General features: G+C 57.1%; 16 protein-coding genes and 2 pseudogenes. 8 read left to right on the top strand and 10 right to left on the bottom strand.

The annotated features are described in order from the left end of the window. Positions 1–765 precede the first annotated feature (765 nt). From GGD62_RS29780 to GGD62_RS29805, 6 genes and pseudogenes are all read left to right on the top strand, one after another. Complete coding sequence (locus GGD62_RS29780) at positions 766–1884, top strand: hypothetical protein (RefSeq protein WP_183711700.1); 1119 nt, start codon at positions 766–768, stop codon at positions 1882–1884. A gap of 702 nt (positions 1885–2586) precedes the next feature. Next, complete coding sequence (locus GGD62_RS29785; protein WP_183247681.1) at positions 2587–3030, top strand: SET domain-containing protein; 444 nt, start codon at positions 2587–2589, stop codon at positions 3028–3030. Between the two features lie 401 nt (positions 3031–3431). Beyond that, positions 3432–3983, top strand: coding sequence for a transcriptional regulator, SarA/Rot family (locus tag GGD62_RS29790; protein ID WP_183711701.1), 552 nt, complete (start codon positions 3432–3434; stop codon positions 3981–3983). A gap of 675 nt (positions 3984–4658) precedes the next feature. Beyond that, a complete protein-coding gene (locus GGD62_RS29795; RefSeq protein ID WP_183711704.1) occupies positions 4659–5150 on the top strand; it encodes a hypothetical protein in 492 nt (163 codons plus the stop codon). 314 nt (positions 5151–5464) lie between these two features. Beyond that, positions 5465–5635, top strand: a pseudogene (locus tag GGD62_RS29800) (IS5/IS1182 family transposase); the annotation flags it as partial. A gap of 2031 nt (positions 5636–7666) precedes the next feature. Next, positions 7667–7879 carry a hypothetical protein gene (locus GGD62_RS29805; protein WP_183257874.1) on the top strand — a complete coding sequence of 71 codons (213 nt, stop codon included), beginning with the start codon at positions 7667–7669 and terminating at the stop codon, positions 7877–7879. A 185-nt stretch (positions 7880–8064) separates the two neighbouring features. Here the strand turns inward: GGD62_RS29805 and GGD62_RS29810 are convergent, their stop codons facing one another. Further along, positions 8065–8322: a hypothetical protein gene (locus GGD62_RS29810; protein WP_183711706.1), complete on the bottom strand. Its 258-nt coding sequence runs from the start codon at positions 8320–8322 to the stop codon at positions 8065–8067. A gap of 120 nt (positions 8323–8442) precedes the next feature. Continuing rightward, entirely contained in the window at positions 8443–8664 is a 222-nt protein-coding gene (locus tag GGD62_RS29815) for a hypothetical protein (RefSeq protein WP_183711708.1), read from the bottom strand. Positions 8665–9013: 349 nt separating this feature from the next. Between GGD62_RS29815 and GGD62_RS29820 the strand changes: the two genes are divergently transcribed. Together GGD62_RS29820 and GGD62_RS29825 are read left to right on the top strand one after the other, a co-directional pair. Then, positions 9014–9274: a hypothetical protein gene (locus GGD62_RS29820; protein WP_183711709.1), complete on the top strand. Its 261-nt coding sequence runs from the start codon at positions 9014–9016 to the stop codon at positions 9272–9274. A 33-nt stretch (positions 9275–9307) separates the two neighbouring features. Continuing rightward, a complete protein-coding gene (locus GGD62_RS29825) occupies positions 9308–9529 on the top strand; it encodes a hypothetical protein (protein ID WP_246800342.1) in 222 nt (73 codons plus the stop codon). Positions 9530–10188: 659 nt separating this feature from the next. On the opposite strand, the pseudogene GGD62_RS29830 reads toward GGD62_RS29825, so the two are convergent. From GGD62_RS29830 to GGD62_RS29865, 8 genes and pseudogenes are all read right to left on the bottom strand, one after another. Then, positions 10189–11337 (bottom strand): annotated as a pseudogene (locus GGD62_RS29830) (transposase); the annotation flags it as partial. 149 nt (positions 11338–11486) lie between these two features. Further along, the gene (locus GGD62_RS29835) at positions 11487–11999 is read right to left on the bottom strand and encodes a copper chaperone PCu(A)C (RefSeq protein WP_183711710.1); all 513 of its coding nucleotides are present in this window, start codon (positions 11997–11999) and stop codon (positions 11487–11489) included. Between the two features lie 457 nt (positions 12000–12456). Continuing rightward, on the bottom strand, positions 12457–14391 hold the full coding sequence (locus GGD62_RS29840) for a CopD family protein (RefSeq protein ID WP_183711711.1): 1935 nt from the start codon (positions 14389–14391) through the stop codon (positions 12457–12459). Next, entirely contained in the window at positions 14391–15329 is a 939-nt protein-coding gene (locus GGD62_RS29845) for a copper resistance protein CopC (protein WP_210317980.1), read from the bottom strand. The genes GGD62_RS29840 and GGD62_RS29845 overlap by 1 nt, the downstream gene beginning before the upstream one ends. Positions 15330–15409: 80 nt before the next feature. After that, complete coding sequence (amoB, locus tag GGD62_RS29850) at positions 15410–16657, bottom strand: bacterial ammonia monooxygenase, subunit AmoB (RefSeq protein ID WP_183711713.1); 1248 nt, start codon at positions 16655–16657, stop codon at positions 15410–15412. Between the two features lie 26 nt (positions 16658–16683). After that, complete coding sequence (locus GGD62_RS29855) at positions 16684–17505, bottom strand: methane monooxygenase/ammonia monooxygenase subunit A (protein WP_183711715.1); 822 nt, start codon at positions 17503–17505, stop codon at positions 16684–16686. A 155-nt stretch (positions 17506–17660) separates the two neighbouring features. Beyond that, positions 17661–18437, bottom strand: a complete 777-nt coding sequence (gene amoC / locus GGD62_RS29860) for a bacterial ammonia monooxygenase, subunit AmoC (protein WP_183711717.1) — start codon at positions 18435–18437, stop codon at positions 17661–17663. A gap of 1246 nt (positions 18438–19683) precedes the next feature. Continuing rightward, positions 19684–19929, bottom strand: coding sequence for a hypothetical protein (locus GGD62_RS29865; protein WP_183257884.1), 246 nt, complete (start codon positions 19927–19929; stop codon positions 19684–19686). Between the last annotated feature and the right edge of the window lie 151 nt (positions 19930–20080).

Below are 20080 nucleotides of genomic sequence, written 5' to 3' on the forward strand. Positions count from 1 at the left end.
GTCGTCCGTAAATGACCGACGTTGACGTCCTTCCATCCGACACCTCCTGGCTCTTCGAGCCTACTACAGGTGTCCATCAGTTCGGAGGAGGTTCAATATCTGATCTCGACGCGCTTGCAGTTGCGAAAGCGCGGGCCGAACTCCAGATTATCTTACGTCGACAGAACGGGTGAAAGCCTCTAATTCGATCGCTTCCGTAACGTAACGTCGTGAGGCGGCCACCATAAGTCGCTGCCTCACAATAGGCATGGGCCCGAAGAGGAAGGCGATCAGCCTGAAATTACTTTATGGCGCCCTAAAGGGGGAGGCCGCTCGATCGAAACAACACTCTGTCCACTCGACCGGCGTTTCGACAAAGATTCGGGGCATCGTAGAGATCGCGCGGGCGTTCGCTCGGCGAAAGCCGTGAGGTTTCCGCGAAGGCCTCAACGTAGTCGTAGGCCAGTACCTCGATGCCGTGATCATATCCAGCGAGTATTGTGGTCGTCCGATTTGAACACATGGCCGTAGCGGTCCTTGACCTAAAGACTGCTATAGCCGGCAAAAGGTCTGAACTGTTTTTAGTTCAGGTCGACCTCGATCCAGCAGGAAATTGAAATGCCGCAAGGCGTGCCACTTGAAGCGCAATCCGGCATCTTGCGCGTTTTTAGCGCAAAGTGTGGCGATGGGCAGGCCCATTTAGCTCACCGAATTCTCTGAGTGCGTCAGCTTGTCGACAGCTGATCCTAATAGAGCGAGAGCGACACACTCGAACCGAGGGCGGACATGGACCCATTTAACAGCATCAACCCATTCGACCCAGAGTTCGCTGCTTACAACGCCACGGTCCCGCAAGAGGAACAGCAGCAAGCGGATTTTGAGCCGTACTTGGATGAAGTGCCGCAAGCTGGTACCTCTGCGGTCGCAAAGGGTCCTGTTTTTCCTGATCCCAACTATCCACATCTGTCTGAGGAAGGCCTCAGACTCGCCAAGGCCTTGGGACTTGAGCACCAGAGGGCCGACGGTTCTCATCCCGAACACGCAGTCACCGGACGCGATGTCGCCGCTGCCCCGATGGGTGAGGACTACACCGGCCAGTTGAGGCCTGCGAAGAGGCAGAGGACACTAAGCCAGACGGAAGGCGATGCCATTGAGCGCCAGCCCAGCGAGCCTAGCAATTCAGCCGCTCGCGAGCTGATTCAAGACATCGGCCTACCCTTTCGGGCCAGCGGTCCCTTGATCCTTCCTGCGGAAGGCTACGATCAGGATCTGCTGTGGGCGATGCTGGGAAACGCCGGCTTATCGTCGTCTCTCGAGCCAGCCGCCCCTCATGACCACGCCGTGGATTCAGGAGCGGCCGTTCGTTCCTTCAACTCGTCGCAGGACGACCAGCGCACGTCAGGCGCGCATGAGGGTAGCAGCGTCCCCCTGAGCCAGGACACCCCACCCGCTCCGTTCATAGTTCATAATGACCGCTTCACGGCGCTGTTCGTGCCCGCGGCGGCGATGAGGGGCAGATCTCCACTCAATCTGTCAGGCGCACCCATTCATTTCGGATCTCCAACGGAAAGCGTTTCGCAGCCGAGCGCACAGCCGGCGAATCGGCCCACGCCAACACTGCTTGCACAGACGATGGAGCAAGCAGCTCCCGCGTCCGCGAGAGCTGAGACGACGCCGCCCGCGGCCCGCGAGATTTACGCTGCATCATTCGCCGTTCCTGAGGCCTTTTCGCACGGGACCCAACCCGCCCCAATCACGATGATCTCAAAGCTCGGCCACTGGGGCCTCTTGCCGGACGCAGCGCAGCCGATGAAGCAATACGACATTCGCGGCGAGCGTTACACCGCCCTCTTAGGCCCGGGAGGGCCCAATGACGTTCGGCTCATCCATCACCCACAGAACTAGACACCAGGGACAGTCGCTACGTGAGGGTAGCTCAGGTAGCGGACATGTTGATGGACGATAGCTTGCTTCAGCGACTCTTGCGAGTTTAGTGGGGTCCAGGGCGGTGCGGATAAGCGCTGCCGGCCCCAACGAACTTGCGGGCGCCATCGCTTAGCGGCTCCTTGTTGAGCCGCCCAGCCGTGGCCCCTTCTTGTTTGTGAAGAGCGCGATCACGTTGCGGGCTGGTTGCGGCGAGGTGATAGTGCAGTAAAATCGAAGGCGACTGCCGCCCCCTCAGGGGCCGCTCGTCGCTATAATGTCTGCCCATGTCTCCACTTTCTTTCTGGCAAGGCGCAGGAACGAATGGGCATTGACGCAATCGGCCCCTGCTCTTGAAGGCCTTGATGAAGGCCTTGTCGGCGGCTTGCAGGGTCGCGAGAAAGTCTGGCATACCGCCGCGGTGAGAGTCCACAGGTCACGATCACTCGCCTCCTTGATCGGCGCGGATCTTTGCCCGGAATCCCTCCGACCTGCAGCCCCTTCCAGCATCACTACGATGGCGGTGCCGCGGAAGGCGATCCGGAGCATGCAGCTGAAACCAATCCCGAGGAACACCAAATTGTGATGAAGGCGCGGATAGACGACCTACCAATTCGTGCAGGAGATTTCGCAGCTCACGTCAGTTAGCTTGCTCGGTGTTAGTGACTTTGGGAGATTTCTTCGATGTTGATTGTTGAGACAATTTTGAAGCCAGACCAGTTTGGCGGTATTGGACTTTTCTCTGCGACTCGTTTGCCTAAAGGCGCGCTACTTTGGATTCACAACCCTATCGTTGACATTGCGGTGACGCGCGAACAATACGAAGCTCTAGCTCCAACATTTCAAGCTCTACTTGATAAGCATGCCTATCCGAGAGACCACAAGGTTAATGACGGCGTCGTAGAGTATAATGCTGACAACGCTCGCTTCATGAACCACAGCAGCCATCCAAACACATATCAAGACGATCATTGCAGAATTTTCACAGCCCGTGACGTACAACCTGGTGAAGAACTAACTTGTGATTATTTGTCTTTCGATCCAGGGTGTGACTTATCGTGGAATAAGGAGCTATTGCCGATCTCCAGCTCCTGCTTTCGAAGCCTGGAGCCGGCTCCGACAGGTTGATCCTGCGGCATACGCGTTGTTCTAGTGATTCAGTGAGCAGCTCTCGAACCTAAAAGTTCTCGCCGTCCAATCACGCGGCGGAGCAGTGTCGCTTTTTGAGCGGACTCGCGACGTTCAGGACGTTAGACGCTGTAATCGCGTGCAAAAGCGCTTCGCGAAGCAGGATTCTGCATATGAAAGTTGTATTTTGAGTGATTTCACCAGGGCGCGTGTGTGAAGGTGCTTTGCACCTAAGCAGCTTCGGCACCGGACTGTCTGCAAAGAAGGTTGGCACGGAAGCGAGTTGGTGGGATTGCTTGTTGACCCGAGATTCGACGCTTCGAAGTAGGCGCTTGTGTAGTCCCCGCCAACTGCGCTCTCTCGCCCGGAATAGTTTGAGGATGGAGGCTCCCTGAAATCTCATGCCGTCCAAGCTGCCAGGAACGAAAAGACGGCTCGGGAAAAGCCCTGCCGCGAGTCAGGATGTACTCAGGCGATTCACGTGGGAGATCAGAGCCATTAATGTGTGTCTGGACGACCTTCGCTATTTCCAGGCGCATGCGCTGGGCCTTGCTGCACCACAAATGATGATCTTGATGGCGTTGATCGACTTGGAACAGGGCGACGGTGTTCCGGTCAACGTGGTTGCAAAGTTGATGAAGGTTGAGTCGGCCTTCATTACCAAGCATTCGAAACAGCTTGAGGATAAGCGATTTGTGCGACGTAAGCGCTGCGCGAACGATGCACGAATCGTCAACCTGTCGCTAACCGACAGCGCTCGCAGACGACTTGCGAGCATCGCGGCGCACCAGGAAGAACTCGATGAGTTTGTTTCTGGTTATCTCGATGTTACGGACTTTGCAAAGCTGGCTAGTTGCCTTAGCGGAGTCAGACAACGGCTGGAAAAGGCGCGCCTGCACGCCGCGTTAAAGATGCAAGAACCTTCAAGAGAGCAGCAGCTGCGGGACGCCTAGCGGGTCAACAACTTGGGACCACGGACCTACTCGCCGCGCGATCACAGCGAGCACAACCCCAATCCTGGATCGGGAGTTTGGATTTCCTCTGCCGCTCTGAACAGCTCGAGCAGGAGCCGAGTGACCAAATTCGGTAAATATGGCTGTGCGCATGCTGAAGGAGCCATGCGCCGACAGAACTCCAACGCAGCGATTTACGTCGACTCTAGCAATCATTTCTGCGTCTTGTACCGTGAGACGATGATAACCGATAACTCTGCGGCATTCGGCCAGTCCTTTGCTCGGAGGCGGGTATTCTACGAGCGCCGCCCCAGGGCTTATGGGCTATACTCGACAGCTCGTGGCGTCGTTCTCGGTTGCGCAGTTTGGACTAAAAAGAATGATTTCACCGTCCAATGTGAGGACAACTGACCGAGATGATTCATTTTGCACGAGGCAGCACCCTACATGCTTGATACTTCTCTTCCGTTAAGAACGCATTATTTTGCAGCCAACCACGACCTGCCATCGAATTGCGGCGAGCACCATCGTCGATGTCTTACAGCAGAGAAGCAGGGATTCCTGGACAACTGCCCCTGCCGGCAGCCGGCTGGTTGAGAGCCATGGCGCTGCGTGATCAAGCGCACCTGAGCGGGGGCGCATCCTGTATTCTCGCGTTTTCATAGCAATTGTCACATGACTCCTATCGAAGCAATCAAACATTGGTACGTGTCCCTGGACGACGAACTTCAATCAGACATCGCGTATATGTTCGTATCTCTCACGCTCGGAGACTGCCAGCTATCGCCTGCTGCAGCCGTTCGAAGACTGCTGCAATGGTTCGACCTGCGCGGCGCAGGCACGGAATATGAAGATGCGCTAGCCGCGGTCATGTTTCGCGCCTCGTTCGAATACATGTTTGCCGACCGCTTCACAGCCGCCGGGTGGACCTTTCCCGAACAATTGTTCAAAGACGTGATCCGCGAGGCTGCTGAAGGGAAAGAGGCAAGCAAGTTCGCAACGAGCGCATTTCGGTTGCTGCGTAACCTTCCGGACCGAAAAACGAAATGGAGAGAGGCAGGTGAGAATTGGAATGCCTTGGTCAACTCGGTACTCAACGACGATGCGCTGAAGCAATGGACCCACGAGCAATTCCTGGCGAGCGACTTCGGGCCGAGGCAAGACTGAAAGTACCCCGAAATATTGCGAGAGCGCCGATTCGGAATGAAATTGGGTGAGACCAGGCAGCGCGACGATTAGAACGGCAACTTCCAAAGAGAGTAGAAAAGCCACTAGAGAGCGCCCCAAAAGAGCACCGCCGCGACGGCGAAATAGTCGTCCGTGAACAAGGGTCTAAGCGATTGAGCGAGAGTCAATTTTTTCGGATTCGAGACGGCTTGAGATTGCAGGGATTGGGGGATAGAGGCAGTCAAACCCTGCAATTTTGTTTGTGGATTCCCTTTCGCCGTGGACCATGATTCTGTGGTGCACCGGAGGGAGCGATGCGTCCGAAGAAGCACAAGTCGCCGGGATCGAACGATCTGTTCCGAGCGCGACTGGATCAGATCATCAACATGAAGCACGAGCTGGTTCAGCTCGCCGGCAAGGTCGATTGGGACTGGATCGACTGCGAGGTCGCGCCACTCTACAGCGAGAACGGTCGGCCCGGGATCGTGGCGCAGCCAGGTACGGCATGTTGGAATTGAACTGAAGTCACGATTGAAAAGTCTAGGCAAGGTGCAAATGTAGCAATGTAAGTTAGCGGGAGGTAGCGGCAGGCCCCGCGCCACGTCTGGTCGGCCATGTTCATATTTTCGATCAGCGGGACAAGTTCAGGCCGGCATTCAATGATCAACTCGCCGCCAAGTACCTTCACACTCGCGAAATAGCGCGCTACCGGCGGCTACCGAAAAAGGAGCACGATCGAACGGAATTGCGAGCCGCTATGTAAACGCTGCTCCTGGCGGTCGAACTCAGCGGCGCCACGATGTTCGCCAGGATCCGTATCATGCGAGGGCTGAACCATGGGAAGCCGAAGCCAGTGACCGAGCCGAGGCCGGGGCGACGCCGGGCGCCCTAACCATTCATGGAAAGCGGGATGTGTGGACGCGCGCACCATTGGAAGAGGCAAAGCGCCGCTGATGCGCTCGAGATCGTGATGCGTTGAGCGGATAAGGAAATCGAGCGGTGGCCTAAAAATGCTCTGTCATCGCGATCCCTCCGCTCGCGACACGCCTTCGCGCGGCTGTCTGCGCACATCGGTTGAGGCTGTGCCATGACACCTGCCCTAGCCAATTTGAAACAAACAGTGAAAAAAGAGCGGGGGTATTCCCCAAAACTGACTTGATCGCTCCTTTCGCTGACATCTTCAGCGCATCTAATTGATGAGTAAGCAGCCATGACTAGCAATTAGCCCTGCAAGCGGTTAGCGAAGCGCAACTTATATTGGAAGAATACCTTCAGCCCAGTCCCAAGGATAATGCGCCTATCCTCGATAAGTTGGTAGAAGTTCTCGAATGCCCGGCCTTGATCGTTGCTGTAAGTGGATTGCAGCAACACGGCAATTGAGCACGCTCATGAGCAAAGCCTGTCGCACGAGGTCTCCTAAGACTCACCTCGACACTAGGCAGCCTCGTCGTTGCATGTCAACGCACAGGTTGTATTGGTACACACCGCACTCTTTGATACACGTAAGGCATTGACGACAAATCCTTGGTGTTGTGTCATCTGAGTGTGACCGAACAGGTGCGCGCCTCGTGGTACGACGTTGTTCGCGGTCAAGGGGTCAGCGAGAAGGACGCCGAAACGATCAGGGGCGCGCTCGTATAGCGGCGGCTTCCCGCCGCGACAACCCTTAGGGAGACGAGACCGGACTCTATGAAATAGAGGTGCTCGACATTCCTTTTCGGCTCTTGCAGAACGTTCTTTCAGGACGATCAGTTAAAGGCACTTTGAAATGCTCAAGGCTCTTCTTGTGGTCTGCGGAAGTGGCCTGGTTATTTCGCTTATCGCGGCGGCCTATGGCCTCGACTTGAGCGCTGGCGTGTTTTGAAATAATTGTTTAACGGCAGCTGTGACGGGCGGGAAACGCGATGAGGCGTATAGGGCCCCATCCGATTCCTTGGTGTCGATCGTGTCCCAATGGCAAAGCCTGGCATGTGTTGCGTTAGCGCAGGTACGACGAGCGCGTATCCACGTTGGCCGACCTTAAATTGACTTGCTTCGTTCGGTCGATGGCCAGTCCCTGCCTGTCTCCGTTGGACAAAACACAACTCTGTATTGTAGCGCGACAATTTGGATCGAGCGGCTAGCGCAATAGCTGCGGTCGAAGCGACTTTTCGCACAAAACATGCGAGGCATGCACGAAAATCGCTGACAACCAACGCGAAGAAACAGGTATCCGAGCATTAGGTTTGCGCGTTAGACGACGTTAGCGCAAGCTTGGAGTTCGCGGTGAGTCATCTACTCATCCCGACGCTCGCTTCGAGACATTCCTTTCTGACCCGGCCGCGCGGAATGTCCGCACGGACATACAAGGGCTTTTAGCGCACGCTGTTAGGCACCCGCGCCTGGAGTCCGCGGTCATGATCTGCGACCTCTCCAAGACGATCTGTGCCTTCTCGGTCTCACAGATCCCAGCGATCTGACGCAATCACAATTCGATTATATCAACGAGGAGGCTGCGCAGAGCTATGGGAATCTTAGTGAGCTTCCCCGGTCATTACTTCAGCCGGGATTTTAGCTTCAAGGTCTGTGTGCGATGCGATGGTATCGCCGATGGTCTGACGACTCATTGCCCCGGTGTGGAGTTGCCGCCGCTCGTCGGCTGCAACGTCGCCGCTGGCCTGCTCGATTATGACGAACGCTGCGGCTGGCACTGGCGCATGCCATGGCATTCGCGGAGGCCGCTGGAATGAATTGGTTTCGGCACTCAATCTAAAGTCATCGTCTGGCTGGATATCAACGAGCCTTTGGTGATCTTCATGCTCGATGAGCGCTACAAGCCAGTTTTCGGGCCGATGGTGTTGCACTCTTTAGGCTCGCCACGACAACCCGCTTGTCGCTGCGAAGGCCAGCAGACACCGCTTAGTCCATCAGACCTTTAAGCCGCTTCCAGAAGTTGCTCGCGGCGGATGGCGTATCGGCCATCTCCCAGCTTATTGATGTGTTTTGGCTGAAGGCCAGCAATCGGCCCTTCGCCGTGCTTATCAACAAAGCGGTCCAGCACGCCGTTATAGGTGTCGCGCGTGCTCACAGCCAAAGCCTTGAATTCAGTCGAGCCGTAATAGGGGCGCACCGCCGCCGCTATGCTGCCGACCTTGACACGCCGCACCTCTGGCATCCGCTCGTCAGCGCTCATTGCCGCACGATAGGCCGTCCAGAATTCCGGCGTGTACAAAGGCGCTGGCAAGGCGATTTGCGCCCCGCCCGGGGCGTCGCAGATAGACGCGGGGCTTGCCGTGCCTATCGACGTACTCGTTTACGAATTTAGGCTTTCGCTGCCGCATGCCTTGTCCCAATAGCCGTCGTTTTCATTCGCGACTGAAACACCGTCGAACAAACGATCGAGGTCCTGGCGGCCCCACAGCACCACGCCGAGCATCTGCTTCGGCGCTGGGAATATTGCTGGCTTTGCGCTGGGCATCGAAATGCGTTGGACTGATGCCCAGACAGCGGGCACCAGCCGCACGGCGTAGGCCACGCGGCTGTACGCGATGGTTATCGTTTGCTGGATTGGGCGAGAGCGTGCCCCTGGAAAAGAAGCTCTGCTTTACCTCGTCGGCCGCAGCCGACGCACCGAGCAAATCAAACGCTCGATGGGATTATACCACATACCGCATGGACCGTGGGGGCGCGGTAATGTTGTGTTTCCAGTAAAATGAGTAGTTAGCACAATTGAGTAGTTCTCAAAATTTAAATCAATGACTTAACTAGAAACCAACCACGACCCTGGTTAGTTTAATGCCATCACCGCGCGGTATTGTGGCAAACATCGGTGATGAGAACGCGACAATGCGCTCCCGCCTTCCTCTGACGGAAAGGTGCAGCGCATGATCAAGCGTCGCAACCGAACCAAGCATACGAAAACATTTGAAGAGAGATTGGCCGAGGAGGCTGCGCGGTTCAGGGAGGCTGCAGCGCAATTGCCGCCCGGCACCCAGCGCGAGCTATATCTGAGACGAGCCCGCCAGGCCGATACCGCCGCTCACATCAATGAATGGCTGACATCGCCGGGCTTACAGCCACCGACTGCGCTGGAGAATATGCAGGAAGGAAGACCGGCAAAGCGAGATCGAGTCGCCTCGGATTAGAAACCCGTGTGCTAGTTGCCGCATTGAAACGAAATGGCAGAGTCGTTCGGCCGCTCATTTACCGTCGTTCAAGTGACGGCGGACGACACAACAACGCAAATTTGGGTTGCGCTAGCCAAGCCAAGCCAGGCGCTGACATTGGTTCTCGCTGCCGTTTCAGAAGGCTGGACCGCGGAAGTGTTGGATGTCGCATTGACAGCTGCGCAGCAGCGGATGTGCAGCTTAACCTACAGCCGGGGGACGTTCACAAGCTGACGAAGTAGCGAGCCCGCCCGATCGCTGAGGCAGGCTGCTGCGCCCTTTCAGGCCAGGTCGCCCGATGGCCCCGGAGGAAGCGCGGTTGCGGCTCGTTGGTTATTTCTTGCTGGCTCGTCCGTCGAGCCGGCGGAGCGGCCCCGGCCTGAAAGAGGCCGCTAGTGAATTGAGCATCGAACGTAAAACCTCCGCCCCCCTACCGGCGATTGCAGACGGCGCTTAAGATGGTACGAAGCTCGAAGGCTGCCGAATCCACCAACCATTGAAGCGGCTCTAGAATGAAACACGACGATTTATTAGCTGGGTTACGAAAGCTGCTCGTCGCAGCTGGTTTAGCGACGCTTTGGTCATCCGTGCTGGTGATCCCAGTCTCCATCGCCCAATCATCGGCAAATTGCCGTGCCTATGCCGAGGATTACTCTCTTCGCTATTCGACGCCATGGGCAAGGTTCGACTTTCAGAATCGGGGGACGTCGCGCCGGCGTTGGTACGTTGGCGGCCCATAGGTCCGCGCCGTTCAGCGGTCTACGCTCTTTGACAGCGCGTATGCACGCTGCATGCGCGGCCGCTGGCCGTAAGGGAGCGGCCAAGCTCGCCGAGCTAGTCACCACCCTCTAGCTCTATTGCGGGGTACGGCCCACCTCAGTGACGGGGCGGGCCATTGCGATCTCGCGCGCCATGTCGCGAGCGCCCTCGTAGATCGAGCGCGCCACTTTCCGAGCCGGAGTGCTGGGGCAAGACCTCTTTTTCAAAGAGCATGCTTGACAATCGTGCTTCCTTGCACGCTAGAGGATCGTCGCTTCATCGTTCACTGGCGTCCCTGTGGTGGTGAGGGTTTTGCCATCGGGGCAGCGATAGAGGTCCCCGACATGGTCATAGGTGAAGTCCTCGCGCGAGAAGGTCCCGTCGTTGCGTGCCGACTTGTCGAAGACGGTCACGTGCGGCTCGATCCCGTGTTCGTAGACCAGCCACCCTAGCATCGCGGCCGAGCCTTAGGCGCTGTCGCCGAGACGCCGGCTCGTATAAAGGTCGAATCGTTTGAGCGAGCGTTGGATCATGCGCTTGGCGGCCAACACTTCCGCCTGGCGGATTGCCGTGGTCGCTTCGACATCGACAATGATAGTGTTCTCGACGCGACCAAGTAGTTGGTCGAATACGCAAAGTAGGCTTGTCCGCCGTGCGCTCCCGTCCAGCGCGCCGCCGGATCGGAGGGCGACACGAACTTCGGAGTGACCTCTGTCGCAGCACCGAACGCGGCATCGTCAAGAACGGTAAGGTACTCATCGATTGCTCGGCCCGCGGCCTCCGGTAGAAGCCCCTTTTTGCCTTCGATGCCCTTCTGCCGATTAGCATCCGCTTTGATCAGGCTCGCGTCGACCGCGAACCTTCGCCACCGACCAGCCGCGCCCGGATGCAGTGGCGCAAGACAGTCTCGAACACGCGACGGAAGAAGATCGCTCCGACGGAAGCGGCCGTGCCGTTCTTCGAGAACGTCGAGTGATCGTTGACAGTCCGCTCCAGATCCAGCCGGCAAAACCAGCGGTACGCCAGATTGAGGTGGACTTCATCGCAGAGGCGCCGCTCCGATCGTATGCCGAAGCAATAGCCCACCAGGAGCATCCTGATCATCAGCTCGGGATCGATCGAAGGCCGCCGATGTTGCTGTAGAACGGCGCCAACTCCCGGCGCAGGTCCTCAAGCTCTACGAACCTATCGATCGACCGGAGTAGGTGGTCGGCCGGGATGTGTCTTTCGAGCGAGAACTCATAGAACAACGCAGCCTGTTCGACTTGCCAACGCCCCATCATGACCTTCAGTCCTGCCAATTAGAGAGCATGGCTACTTGCTCGTGAATGTTTCCATATCTGGGGCGCTCCCAAATGCCCATCGCCCTCATGGTTCGATCTCCCACAACCTGCCTCAGACGGCGTCCGTGCTTCGCCTTCTCCTGGCACTTTTAGTGGTGAGTGTGATGATGGATTGGCGTATCATCCTCTTCAGCCAAGGCTGCCGGCTCAATCGTGAATTCGATTTCTATGGTGCCCGCCTTTTCGAATTCCAACGTCCCTTTGACCATCTCTCCTTCCTTTAGTGCACCGTGAAGTCCTTCAAACAGAATCCGCGCGCCACCTGGTTGAAGACGAACGAAACCACCAGGTCCTATTTGAAAGCCATGCTCATGGGTGGCGAACTTAGCTGGCCGTGCGCCTGCATCGGCTTCCTGCAAGATCCCCTTCTCGCCCGAAAGCGAGGCCCCGAGCAACCGATCTGGCTCTGTGCCCCTGTTCTGAATTTCGATCACATAAGCCGTCGTCGCGGTATTGGTCGCACCCTTTGCAGCCACCCAGGGATGCTGGATCAGTAGTGTTCCGACCTCCAACTCATGGCTGAAGGCGGTACTGCTAAAAAACGCCAGGACGGCAACACCGGCAATCGGCGACAGCAACGCCCTTGCACTCGCCTTCAACATCGTGGCTTTCCAAGGCATCATGGCCCCCTCTGTAATCCGCGTTTTAGCGCTTACCACTTTATGTTCGCGGGAAAAGTGGTCAGCGAACGTTTCCCGCAATTGCCGCTTTTGGAGGTGGGCTCAACTGGTCTGGATCAAGATCATTCCGCTGAATGCCGGCAGCGTTAGCCACAATCACTCGGGGGCTGATGCGGGACAGCGAGATGAGATGCTGTTCTTCCGCCACCGATCCCCCCTCCCAGCGCCCCAAAAGAGCTACCGCCTGCTTGTCGACGCAGAATCTGCTCGCTACTATGATCATGGCTCGTCCCGGCCTGCGATCTTGCTGGCACTAGACCTGTCGCCGCGACAAATGATCGATTGAAACTCGCGGGGGGACTGCGCTCGGCGAGAGCATTGATCGCGAGTGCGATCAGCGGGAGCCAGACAGCAGTGAGGGCAAGCGCGGCCCAGACCGCTAATGGTCATGAACGCCTCTCTTGTTGATCTCCGGTTCAGCTTGGAGCTGCGTAATTGCGTCGACCAGTTGCGAATGCGATGCTAATCTCTCCGTCTCGTCCGAACGCCAGCGTGCGCGCACGAATCCGAATCTGTCGATAAGAAACTCGATCATCGCTGGGGGCGAATCGTTGTCATCGAAGCCGGGGTTCGCCATTGTGCGCCGATAGAGATTCCACGCAGCGGCAATGCGATGGTCTATGTCGAACACGATGCAGGGATTTCCTGACTCACTTGGAGATGGGAACTCCTCGGAGGGAGACGGCATCACCGCGACGATCATTCCGCCTGCTTGCTCGATGGCGCGCGCGTGTTGCGTCAACTGATCTAGGCGCTGCGTTCGGATGCCATCTCGGAAGATCAACACAAGTTTTGAGCGCCCATCGCTCCTATCTTTCAACTTCTCTCTCGGGTCAACGCCGCGGCACGTCGGAAAGTCGATCGCGTGAAGCCACGGCTGCCCCGCCGATATTTCGGGACCAAGAACTCTTGCTTCATAGCCAAGCGATAGAGCCATCACGTACTCGACCACTCGCCACCTGTCTAACTCCGACAGACTTTCGGCAAAGCCCGGCATCGCCGAGGATGGGAAGCCATGGCTCACCCACCAGTACATGTCTCCCATCGTATGGTCTCTCGTGTGCGGAGCGGTGAGATCGGCGGCCGGCGGCTTCAAATCTTTTGCCAACGGGCCGTCTCCTCTACCCCTCAGGCCGTGGCAAGCTACGCAATTCGCAGCGAATACGTCCTGCCCCTGGGTAATCGCTTCCGCGTCATACGGCACTGGAACTTTTGAGTAGGTCGAAGGATACGCGGGGACTGACAACCCGGGCAGTGCGACAGCCCCTGCGACGCCAAGTCCAGCAACGGCCGCGACCGTCGCCCACCGCCATCTTCCCATACGGCCGAGCTCAAATGCGGCAATACTCCCAACTAACAGAGCGATGCAGCCGCCAATGGCCAGAACGTTACTTCCCGGTACGGTCCCCCAAGCGATGACTGGATCCAGACGGAACGAAAGCGGCCAGACTATCTCGACGTGCCTCGATGGAATGGCCTGAGACAGGCAGCCCGCAAGGAGCGTGACCAGAAATGCGAAGGTTAGCTCGATCTTCAAGACCATCGCGAGTGGCTGAGTTGCCCCTTCGGTCTTTAGCAACGGCAATAGCCTCTGTCTGATAAACGTCGCGCAGAACAGGACCGTGCCGATGCAGGCGAACTTTCCCGTCAGGAGCCAGCCATATTCGGTCGCCACCAAACCCGGCCAAGTCCCCACGTTTTCGATCGCTAGAGCTACTCCGGTTGCGACCAGGAGCAACATGAGCGGCAGCGCGACCGTCGAAAAACCGCTTAGGAGCCTGGATTTACTTTCGGGCCTCTCCGCTGCGTGGCGGGCCATCGCGACAACGAGGGTTGACAGTCCTCCGAACCAGAGCGCCGCCGCAGCAACATGGATCATATTGATCGCGAGGTCTGCTATAGTGCCGCCAGCCGCCGAGTGGCTCGAGAACAATGCCACCAGCAGCGATAGTCCGCTGAAACTCGCGGCAAGACCTGGCTTGTGAAGAAGTTGCAAGCTCGCAACTGCGACTAGCACAAACCCAAGCGCCGCGACCTGAGCTCTCCCGAACCGCGTGTCCAAAATGATGAAGAGCACGTCGCTGGAGCTGACAGCTAAGACCGGCTTGCCTAGGACGGCGCCGATCCGAACCGTCAAATACAAGAGACCGAGGACGAGTCCTACGGACGCAGCGATGGAAGCTATCGTCGTGAAGCGCGACCGAGTGCCGCTTTCAAGACCCTCGCGCCACAGTGCCAAACCCCAGCAGAATCCGCCGAAAGCTGCCGTGGAGGCGAAAGCAGTCCCTCGCGCAAGTGAGAGGAATGCTTCCATCAAGGTTCTCGGTAGAGAAATTTAAACTTGCCTTCCGTGCGATGCCCATCAATCGAGACGACGCTCCAACTGACGGTATAGAGCCCAGCAGATAGATGAGGTAACGAAACATTCACGATTCGCCCGTTGCCGCTTAGCACGGGCTGCGAAAGCCCTGGTACGGATTCATTATCGCGAGAAAGGGCGACATTGATGAGCCGCTGTTCGAGCGCTTCGGTGAAGTACAGGACCATCGGGTCGATCGGAGCTGAAATTTCGCTGCCATCTTGCGGCGTCGATCGAATGAGATGCGCATGAGCGAGTACCGCGCGTGGCATTACGATCAGCACGGCCATCAGGACGAGCACGAAGCTTTTCATCGAAGCAACTCGCCTTTGCCTGTGGTTCGCCGAGGATAGCTCCCTCCCGATCGAGTATCGCCGCCGTGCCCACAGAAACGTTCCCACGGCGCCTGACACCATGACCAGGCACCACGCCAGAAGACGTATCAGACTCCAGCCTCGCCCCACATCGAATGGAAAGTTTGCCACGCTTTGCCCACGACCCTCGATCGCCACCATGCCGACGTATCTGCCGGCTTTCTCGAATTTGACCTCGATCTTTATCGTTCCGTTCGGATACTTCCTTGGTGGAATGTAGAGGATGCTGGATGATGTGTCTGTCATTTCCATCCTTTGTACGCCGTCATCTCTAGCCAGGTTCACGCTTACCGGGATGTCTCGAAGGGACTCGTCGACAAAATCGAGAACAATGATCGTTCGCCCGACCTCCGGTATGTCCTCACAAAATTCGGCTCTCGAGCTCTGCGGCTGATAGCCAGTAAAATGCATGAAGTAGCTGTCCACTTTCAGCTTGCATTGGTCAGCCTCCATGGACACCGCTCCGTGCGCATGACCTTCGCGGACGGCGGCAAGAACAACGAAAGCGCCGAGCGCCATCACAAGGACGGCCCGGAACGCCCCTCTTCCGCTCGCGGTCGTCCGCCACTGACCTCGTCGCGACATTCGCGCACCCAAGTTTACTTGAGTTCGGTGAATACGGGCACGATTGGTCCGCCTAGCTCCGCTATGACGCGTTTCCCATTAGGAGTGTAGAGGAGCAACAACCCGCCGAACTTGGAGTCGACGTCGGTGAGGAAGCTGACAAGGCGCTCCAATTCCCACACGGCGTCCGCTGCCTCGACGAGCACCTCTCTCGTCTCACCAGGATTTATCGGCGTATCACTACTGAGCTCAAGCCCTGTGCGTGCGACGAGATCCCTTGGGTAGGTCGGATCTACATTGGCTACTGCCGCTGGGAGCCCCTGATTGAGGAAGCGGATGTTTGCGGTCGTAAGCTCGCCGATCGAAAGAGGTTCCGACCCTTTGTTCGTTATCCTGGTCGCTAACCTCATCGAACGGCCCGGCACCTCATAGGTGGCCGATATGACCTTGACCTCTGCGTCAGCAGGGCTTGCCGGGCGCGGCGCGACCTTATTCAACCCGCTCTGGAGGGGCACATTATATGGATATTCCTGATTGGCTCGGACATAACCGCCGAAGACCATGACGAGAACGATCGCCGCCACTATAATCCCGACCCCGGTGTCCCTCAACGAAACCAACAAATCCTCCCTGCCCTTCTGCAGAACAAGCCATCGAGGCAAAAACAGTGGGCGAACCAACCAGAACAACAACCAAGCCGCAGCCACGGCCAGCCAAGCCACATGCCATCCGATCGCATTAGTCAGCCCGAACGTCTGCAAGTCGTCGATCTGCAGTCCAGTCATAGTCTTGATCGGAAACGCGAACGAATGCGCATCACCCGAGATGTTTATCCACTGCCCCGGTCCCACCAGAGGGCCAGATCCCTTGATCGAGATCGAGGGATGGATGTGGCTGCTGCCCGGTGTACGCCCCTCAAGAACCATTCGAAAATCGTAGTCGCGGCCAAGTTCCAGCTTAGCGAAAGACTGCCTCGCTGGCTCACCGTTGAGGTATGTTTCCACCCTGGCAATTGTCGGTCCGGGCGATACGCTCGACACGAAAACAATATCCGGTGGAGTAACTGCGTCCGGCCAGTCCTCCATCAGCCTGAATTTTCCCGTTAGCTCGAACCGCTCGTTCACCTTCACGTCAGTTTTGGAAAAGTAGACATCGTAGAATTGTACCGTCCGGGTCCTCAAGTATGGCTCCTGAGCACGTTCGCCATGAGCGGCTGCGCTAGACACTCCGGCAGTGAAGGCAACAAGCCAACCGGCAGCGAGTTTAATAAGTTGCGCCAACATACCCGTGTTCCCTGTGCTTATTCGCTTTAGGACGCTGGCCTGCTTTTCATACCCATGAAGGATTTGACGACATCGCCGTTCTTGAGGAACGTCGTCTGGGACGCAAAACGCCCAAGCTGCCACCAAAGTTGGTGCATGAATATGCAGATGAAGCCCGCGAACGCCGCCGACACCCAACTAACCGAGCTACCGAAAGTCCGGAGCGTACCGCGCTCGATGATACGCAGATACTCGGGCATGTTCGAACGCGGAAACGTGTAACCGATCATGTCGGCCAACGACGCGACCATTCCTTGGTGCTCGACTGGGAGATAGAACGGAGCCAAAGCGGAATAATTCGATGGCCAGAATACGAATCCGAACGCAAAGCCCGCGACGATGGATGTGAACAGGCTATTGCGAAGGACGATTAAGGCCATATCCATCAACAATGCGCCCGCGATCACCTGTGACGGCACGCCTTCCGTGAACGGGAAGCCTGTCCATATCCACCAATTCGCGTAACGTCCGAGCCACGTGGTGATCAGCAACACTGTCGCGCCAACCGTCGCGCCGATGGGCAAACGGAAGTTGACCCAGAAGATCGCCTGCAGAGCAGCAGGAAACATGATCATGGAGATGGGTGCGACAAGGGGCCAATATTGCCGGTCTTTCCAATCGACATACATGTCCCAATCACCGACCGTGAGCATCACGTGCAGATGGAATGCTCCCGCAAAGAGGGGCACCACCGCCGCCACGACCAAGAAGTCGAATATGCGCGAGTATCTTGCTGCCTTGGGGGTTAGGCCGGAGACAGAAATGACCGTCTCACCCTTGGGGCCAGCTTTCCCTTTCGGAATCGCCACTGCATCTATGTCGGTAATTTGAGGTGACTCCTCTCCCTAGGGTTTACCTGCTCTTCCCGGACTTGGATCGCTGTCCGGGAAAGGCTGTTGGCTTGTATTGTTGTCGCACGGCTTCCCGCACCGCGATTTTCCAACGTGTAGCAGAGGTGCTTTCGTCACGCTCTCGCTGCATCCTGCTTGAATACAATCGGAACGAGTTCTCTAAATCGTCCGACGATCTGCATCAGGACGCCCGCCAGCGCGAGTGCGCACCATCCGAGAACCACGAAACCCCAATGCAGCGGGTGGGAGAAGATTTCTTCGGTGAGCCAGTAAGCGTGCCCCCATTCGTTGAAACCGAGATTCGGCAAAATGAGGAAAGGCCCCACTACGGCGAAGACATGCATGAGCGAGATCCCCCTGCAGAAGGCCGGAATGCGGGTCATTGCGTAAACAAAGCTGCCTACGCCAAAGAAGAGATAGATTGGAATGGTTGCATAGAACAGAATTATGTGACTGGGAGTAAACGGCGTGTCTCTGAGGGTCGTCTGATGCCAGACTCCATCTCCATCGGCGAAGAAGCTGCCTGTCCAGAAGATGCAGAAGCTGTACACGACGAGCCACATGGTCAGATAAAAGTAACTGCGCAACTCGACCTCGGGCGTGATGGCCTCAATGTTCTTGTCACGCGTCAGGAAGAGATAGGTCCAGCAGAGCGCGCCCGCGCCATACAACACCGGCAATTCGATCTTGAAGAGCGTCATCCAGTATTCGCCAAATTCAGGTGAACTCGCATCGAGTCCCATGGAGAAACCAAAAGCCTGCTGATACAGCCGCGCGCAGATGTAGAGGATCGTCAGCCCAACGACCGCGAACGCGAACAATCCGTAGTTTATGCTAAAGGTCTTGGTGCCCGTGACATTCGGTGTGCGATCTAGCGCAGCGTCAGACATTATTCCCCCTCAATTTTGTCCCAGCACCTCAATACTGAAGTTTTTGTTTGTTAGTTTTGGATTCCAAGACGGGTACCTGCTCAGGAGAGACCAGCACTTCGATGCTGTGCGGCGATCCGGGCCCGCGCCTGATGAAGCGGCGCGTTCGGGCGGCAACGCAATCTTGGTGGACGAAGTTGCCAAGCCGTCGCACCAATGTACCGACGTTGAAGCATTTTTCTGGATACGCTGGCCGACCATGAGTGCATATCCCAGTCGGCATCAGTGCGCTCTCCAGGAATATTCATCCTACCGTGCGGACGCGCCGAGGATGCTCGCCTTAACAATTCGGAGTTGCCTTCGAAGTCGAACAGTGGACCGGCGCCCAAAACAAAGGCCCGCCTGTCGTGGAACGTCCCTCGACCGTGGGGCCGGCCGCGTGAGCTGCATCGAAATAGGGACTGCTCTTATTGAGCACGTAAGCGGTGTTCCGAAAATGGCCGGCCGGTCGATCACCATTCGGGAGCGGGCTCCGCTGTTGCATATCCATTCCATCTGCCAAGCTTCGCCCCGACCGCTTTAGAGAGCGTGAAAACAAGCGGACGACCTCGGACTGAACTGGAGGCTCTGCACAGCATCCACGGAGTTCGATCGGCCCCCTCGCTCAAGCCTACTTAACACCAGCTACGCGGCTTGGGCAGCTACCAAGTCAGGTAGTTCCAGGGCAGACCAGAGTCTGTTCCATTCGCTTAGATGGTAGCGGTTGGATCCATCCTCGGTAGCTCCCTTGGCGGTCGGTGGTGTTCGGCCTTTCCTAGATGCTCATCTGCCCTCATGACGAGATAATGCGCGGGAAGGAGTAGGTGTTCATGAGCTAGGGCCAACCCACAATCAAAGTGGCTCACTGGGATACACCGGCCAGTTATCGCGAATAGAAACCATTAGTTCGCCGTCCGATTGCCGATCATGGCGGAATTCGTTCGGGAACTCGTTCACCATCGTTGATGTGACGGCGGACGACTCAAAAGCTCAAGTTTGGATTGCGCCGGCCAAGCCAAGTCAGGCGCTGACATTGGTCCTCGCCGCAGTCTCGGAAGGATGGACTGCGGAAGTGTTGGACTCGTGCCCCGTTGAGCAGCAGCGAACGTTCGAAGAACTAAAGCTTGAAGCCTGCGACGTTTACAAAGTGGCTGAGTAGCGAGCGCGGCCTGGTTTCCGGAGGGCTACTCTGGATAGCAAGGGCTTTCCTCGCCAAGTTGTAGGTTGCCTAGGCAGGCTTACGCCGCTCGTTCTCAGCCCTATTCGCAGCCTTGAGCCGGCCTTCGATGTAGTCGGAAATGTCGCCGATCTCAGCCCGCAACTCGGCTTCCGAAATACCCTGCCCTTCGGCAGCCTCGACAAGGCGCCGGGTGAGTTCGGCCACGTCCTGCGACGCGCCAACCGTCCGATACTGCTCGACAGCGTGAACGCTGTTCTCGACCCAGAAATCGATAAACTCGCGAGCGTTGCTCACCGTGGCTCCCTTACGCCGACGGAAGGGCGATCGTTAGCGCCAGCGAGTAAATGGAGCAAGGCCGCATCAGTTAGCGGAGCCTTGCGTCCAACGCCATCGAAGGCGCTGGCCGTGGGACTGGGATACCATCTTTGGCGGTTACGCCTCGCCA

Source organism: Bradyrhizobium sp. ERR14, assembly GCF_014198235.1.
Taxonomy (GTDB): Bacteria; Pseudomonadota; Alphaproteobacteria; order Rhizobiales; family Xanthobacteraceae; genus Bradyrhizobium.

Excerpts from the sequence above, each read along its gene's own strand:
- GGD62_RS29780 (WP_183711700.1), top strand. The coding sequence starts at position 766 with ATGGACCCATTTAACAGCATCAACCCATTCGACCCAGAGTTCGCTGCT.
- GGD62_RS29785 (WP_183247681.1), top strand. The coding sequence starts at position 2,587 with ATGTTGATTGTTGAGACAATTTTGAAGCCAGACCAGTTTGGCGGTATT.
- GGD62_RS29790 (WP_183711701.1), top strand. The coding sequence starts at position 3,432 with ATGCCGTCCAAGCTGCCAGGAACGAAAAGACGGCTCGGGAAAAGCCCT.
- GGD62_RS29795 (WP_183711704.1), top strand. The coding sequence starts at position 4,659 with ATGACTCCTATCGAAGCAATCAAACATTGGTACGTGTCCCTGGACGAC.
- GGD62_RS29810 (WP_183711706.1), bottom strand. The coding sequence starts at position 8,322 with ATGAGCGCTGACGAGCGGATGCCAGAGGTGCGGCGTGTCAAGGTCGGC.
- GGD62_RS29820 (WP_183711709.1), top strand. The coding sequence starts at position 9,014 with ATGATCAAGCGTCGCAACCGAACCAAGCATACGAAAACATTTGAAGAG.
- GGD62_RS29825 (WP_246800342.1), top strand. The coding sequence starts at position 9,308 with ATGGCAGAGTCGTTCGGCCGCTCATTTACCGTCGTTCAAGTGACGGCG.
- GGD62_RS29835 (WP_183711710.1), bottom strand. The coding sequence starts at position 11,999 with ATGTTGAAGGCGAGTGCAAGGGCGTTGCTGTCGCCGATTGCCGGTGTT.
- GGD62_RS29840 (WP_183711711.1), bottom strand. The coding sequence starts at position 14,391 with ATGGAAGCATTCCTCTCACTTGCGCGAGGGACTGCTTTCGCCTCCACG.
- GGD62_RS29845 (WP_210317980.1), bottom strand. The coding sequence starts at position 15,329 with ATGGCGCTCGGCGCTTTCGTTGTTCTTGCCGCCGTCCGCGAAGGTCAT.
- amoB (WP_183711713.1), bottom strand. The coding sequence starts at position 16,657 with ATGTTGGCGCAACTTATTAAACTCGCTGCCGGTTGGCTTGTTGCCTTC.
- amoC (WP_183711717.1), bottom strand. The coding sequence starts at position 18,437 with ATGTCTGACGCTGCGCTAGATCGCACACCGAATGTCACGGGCACCAAG.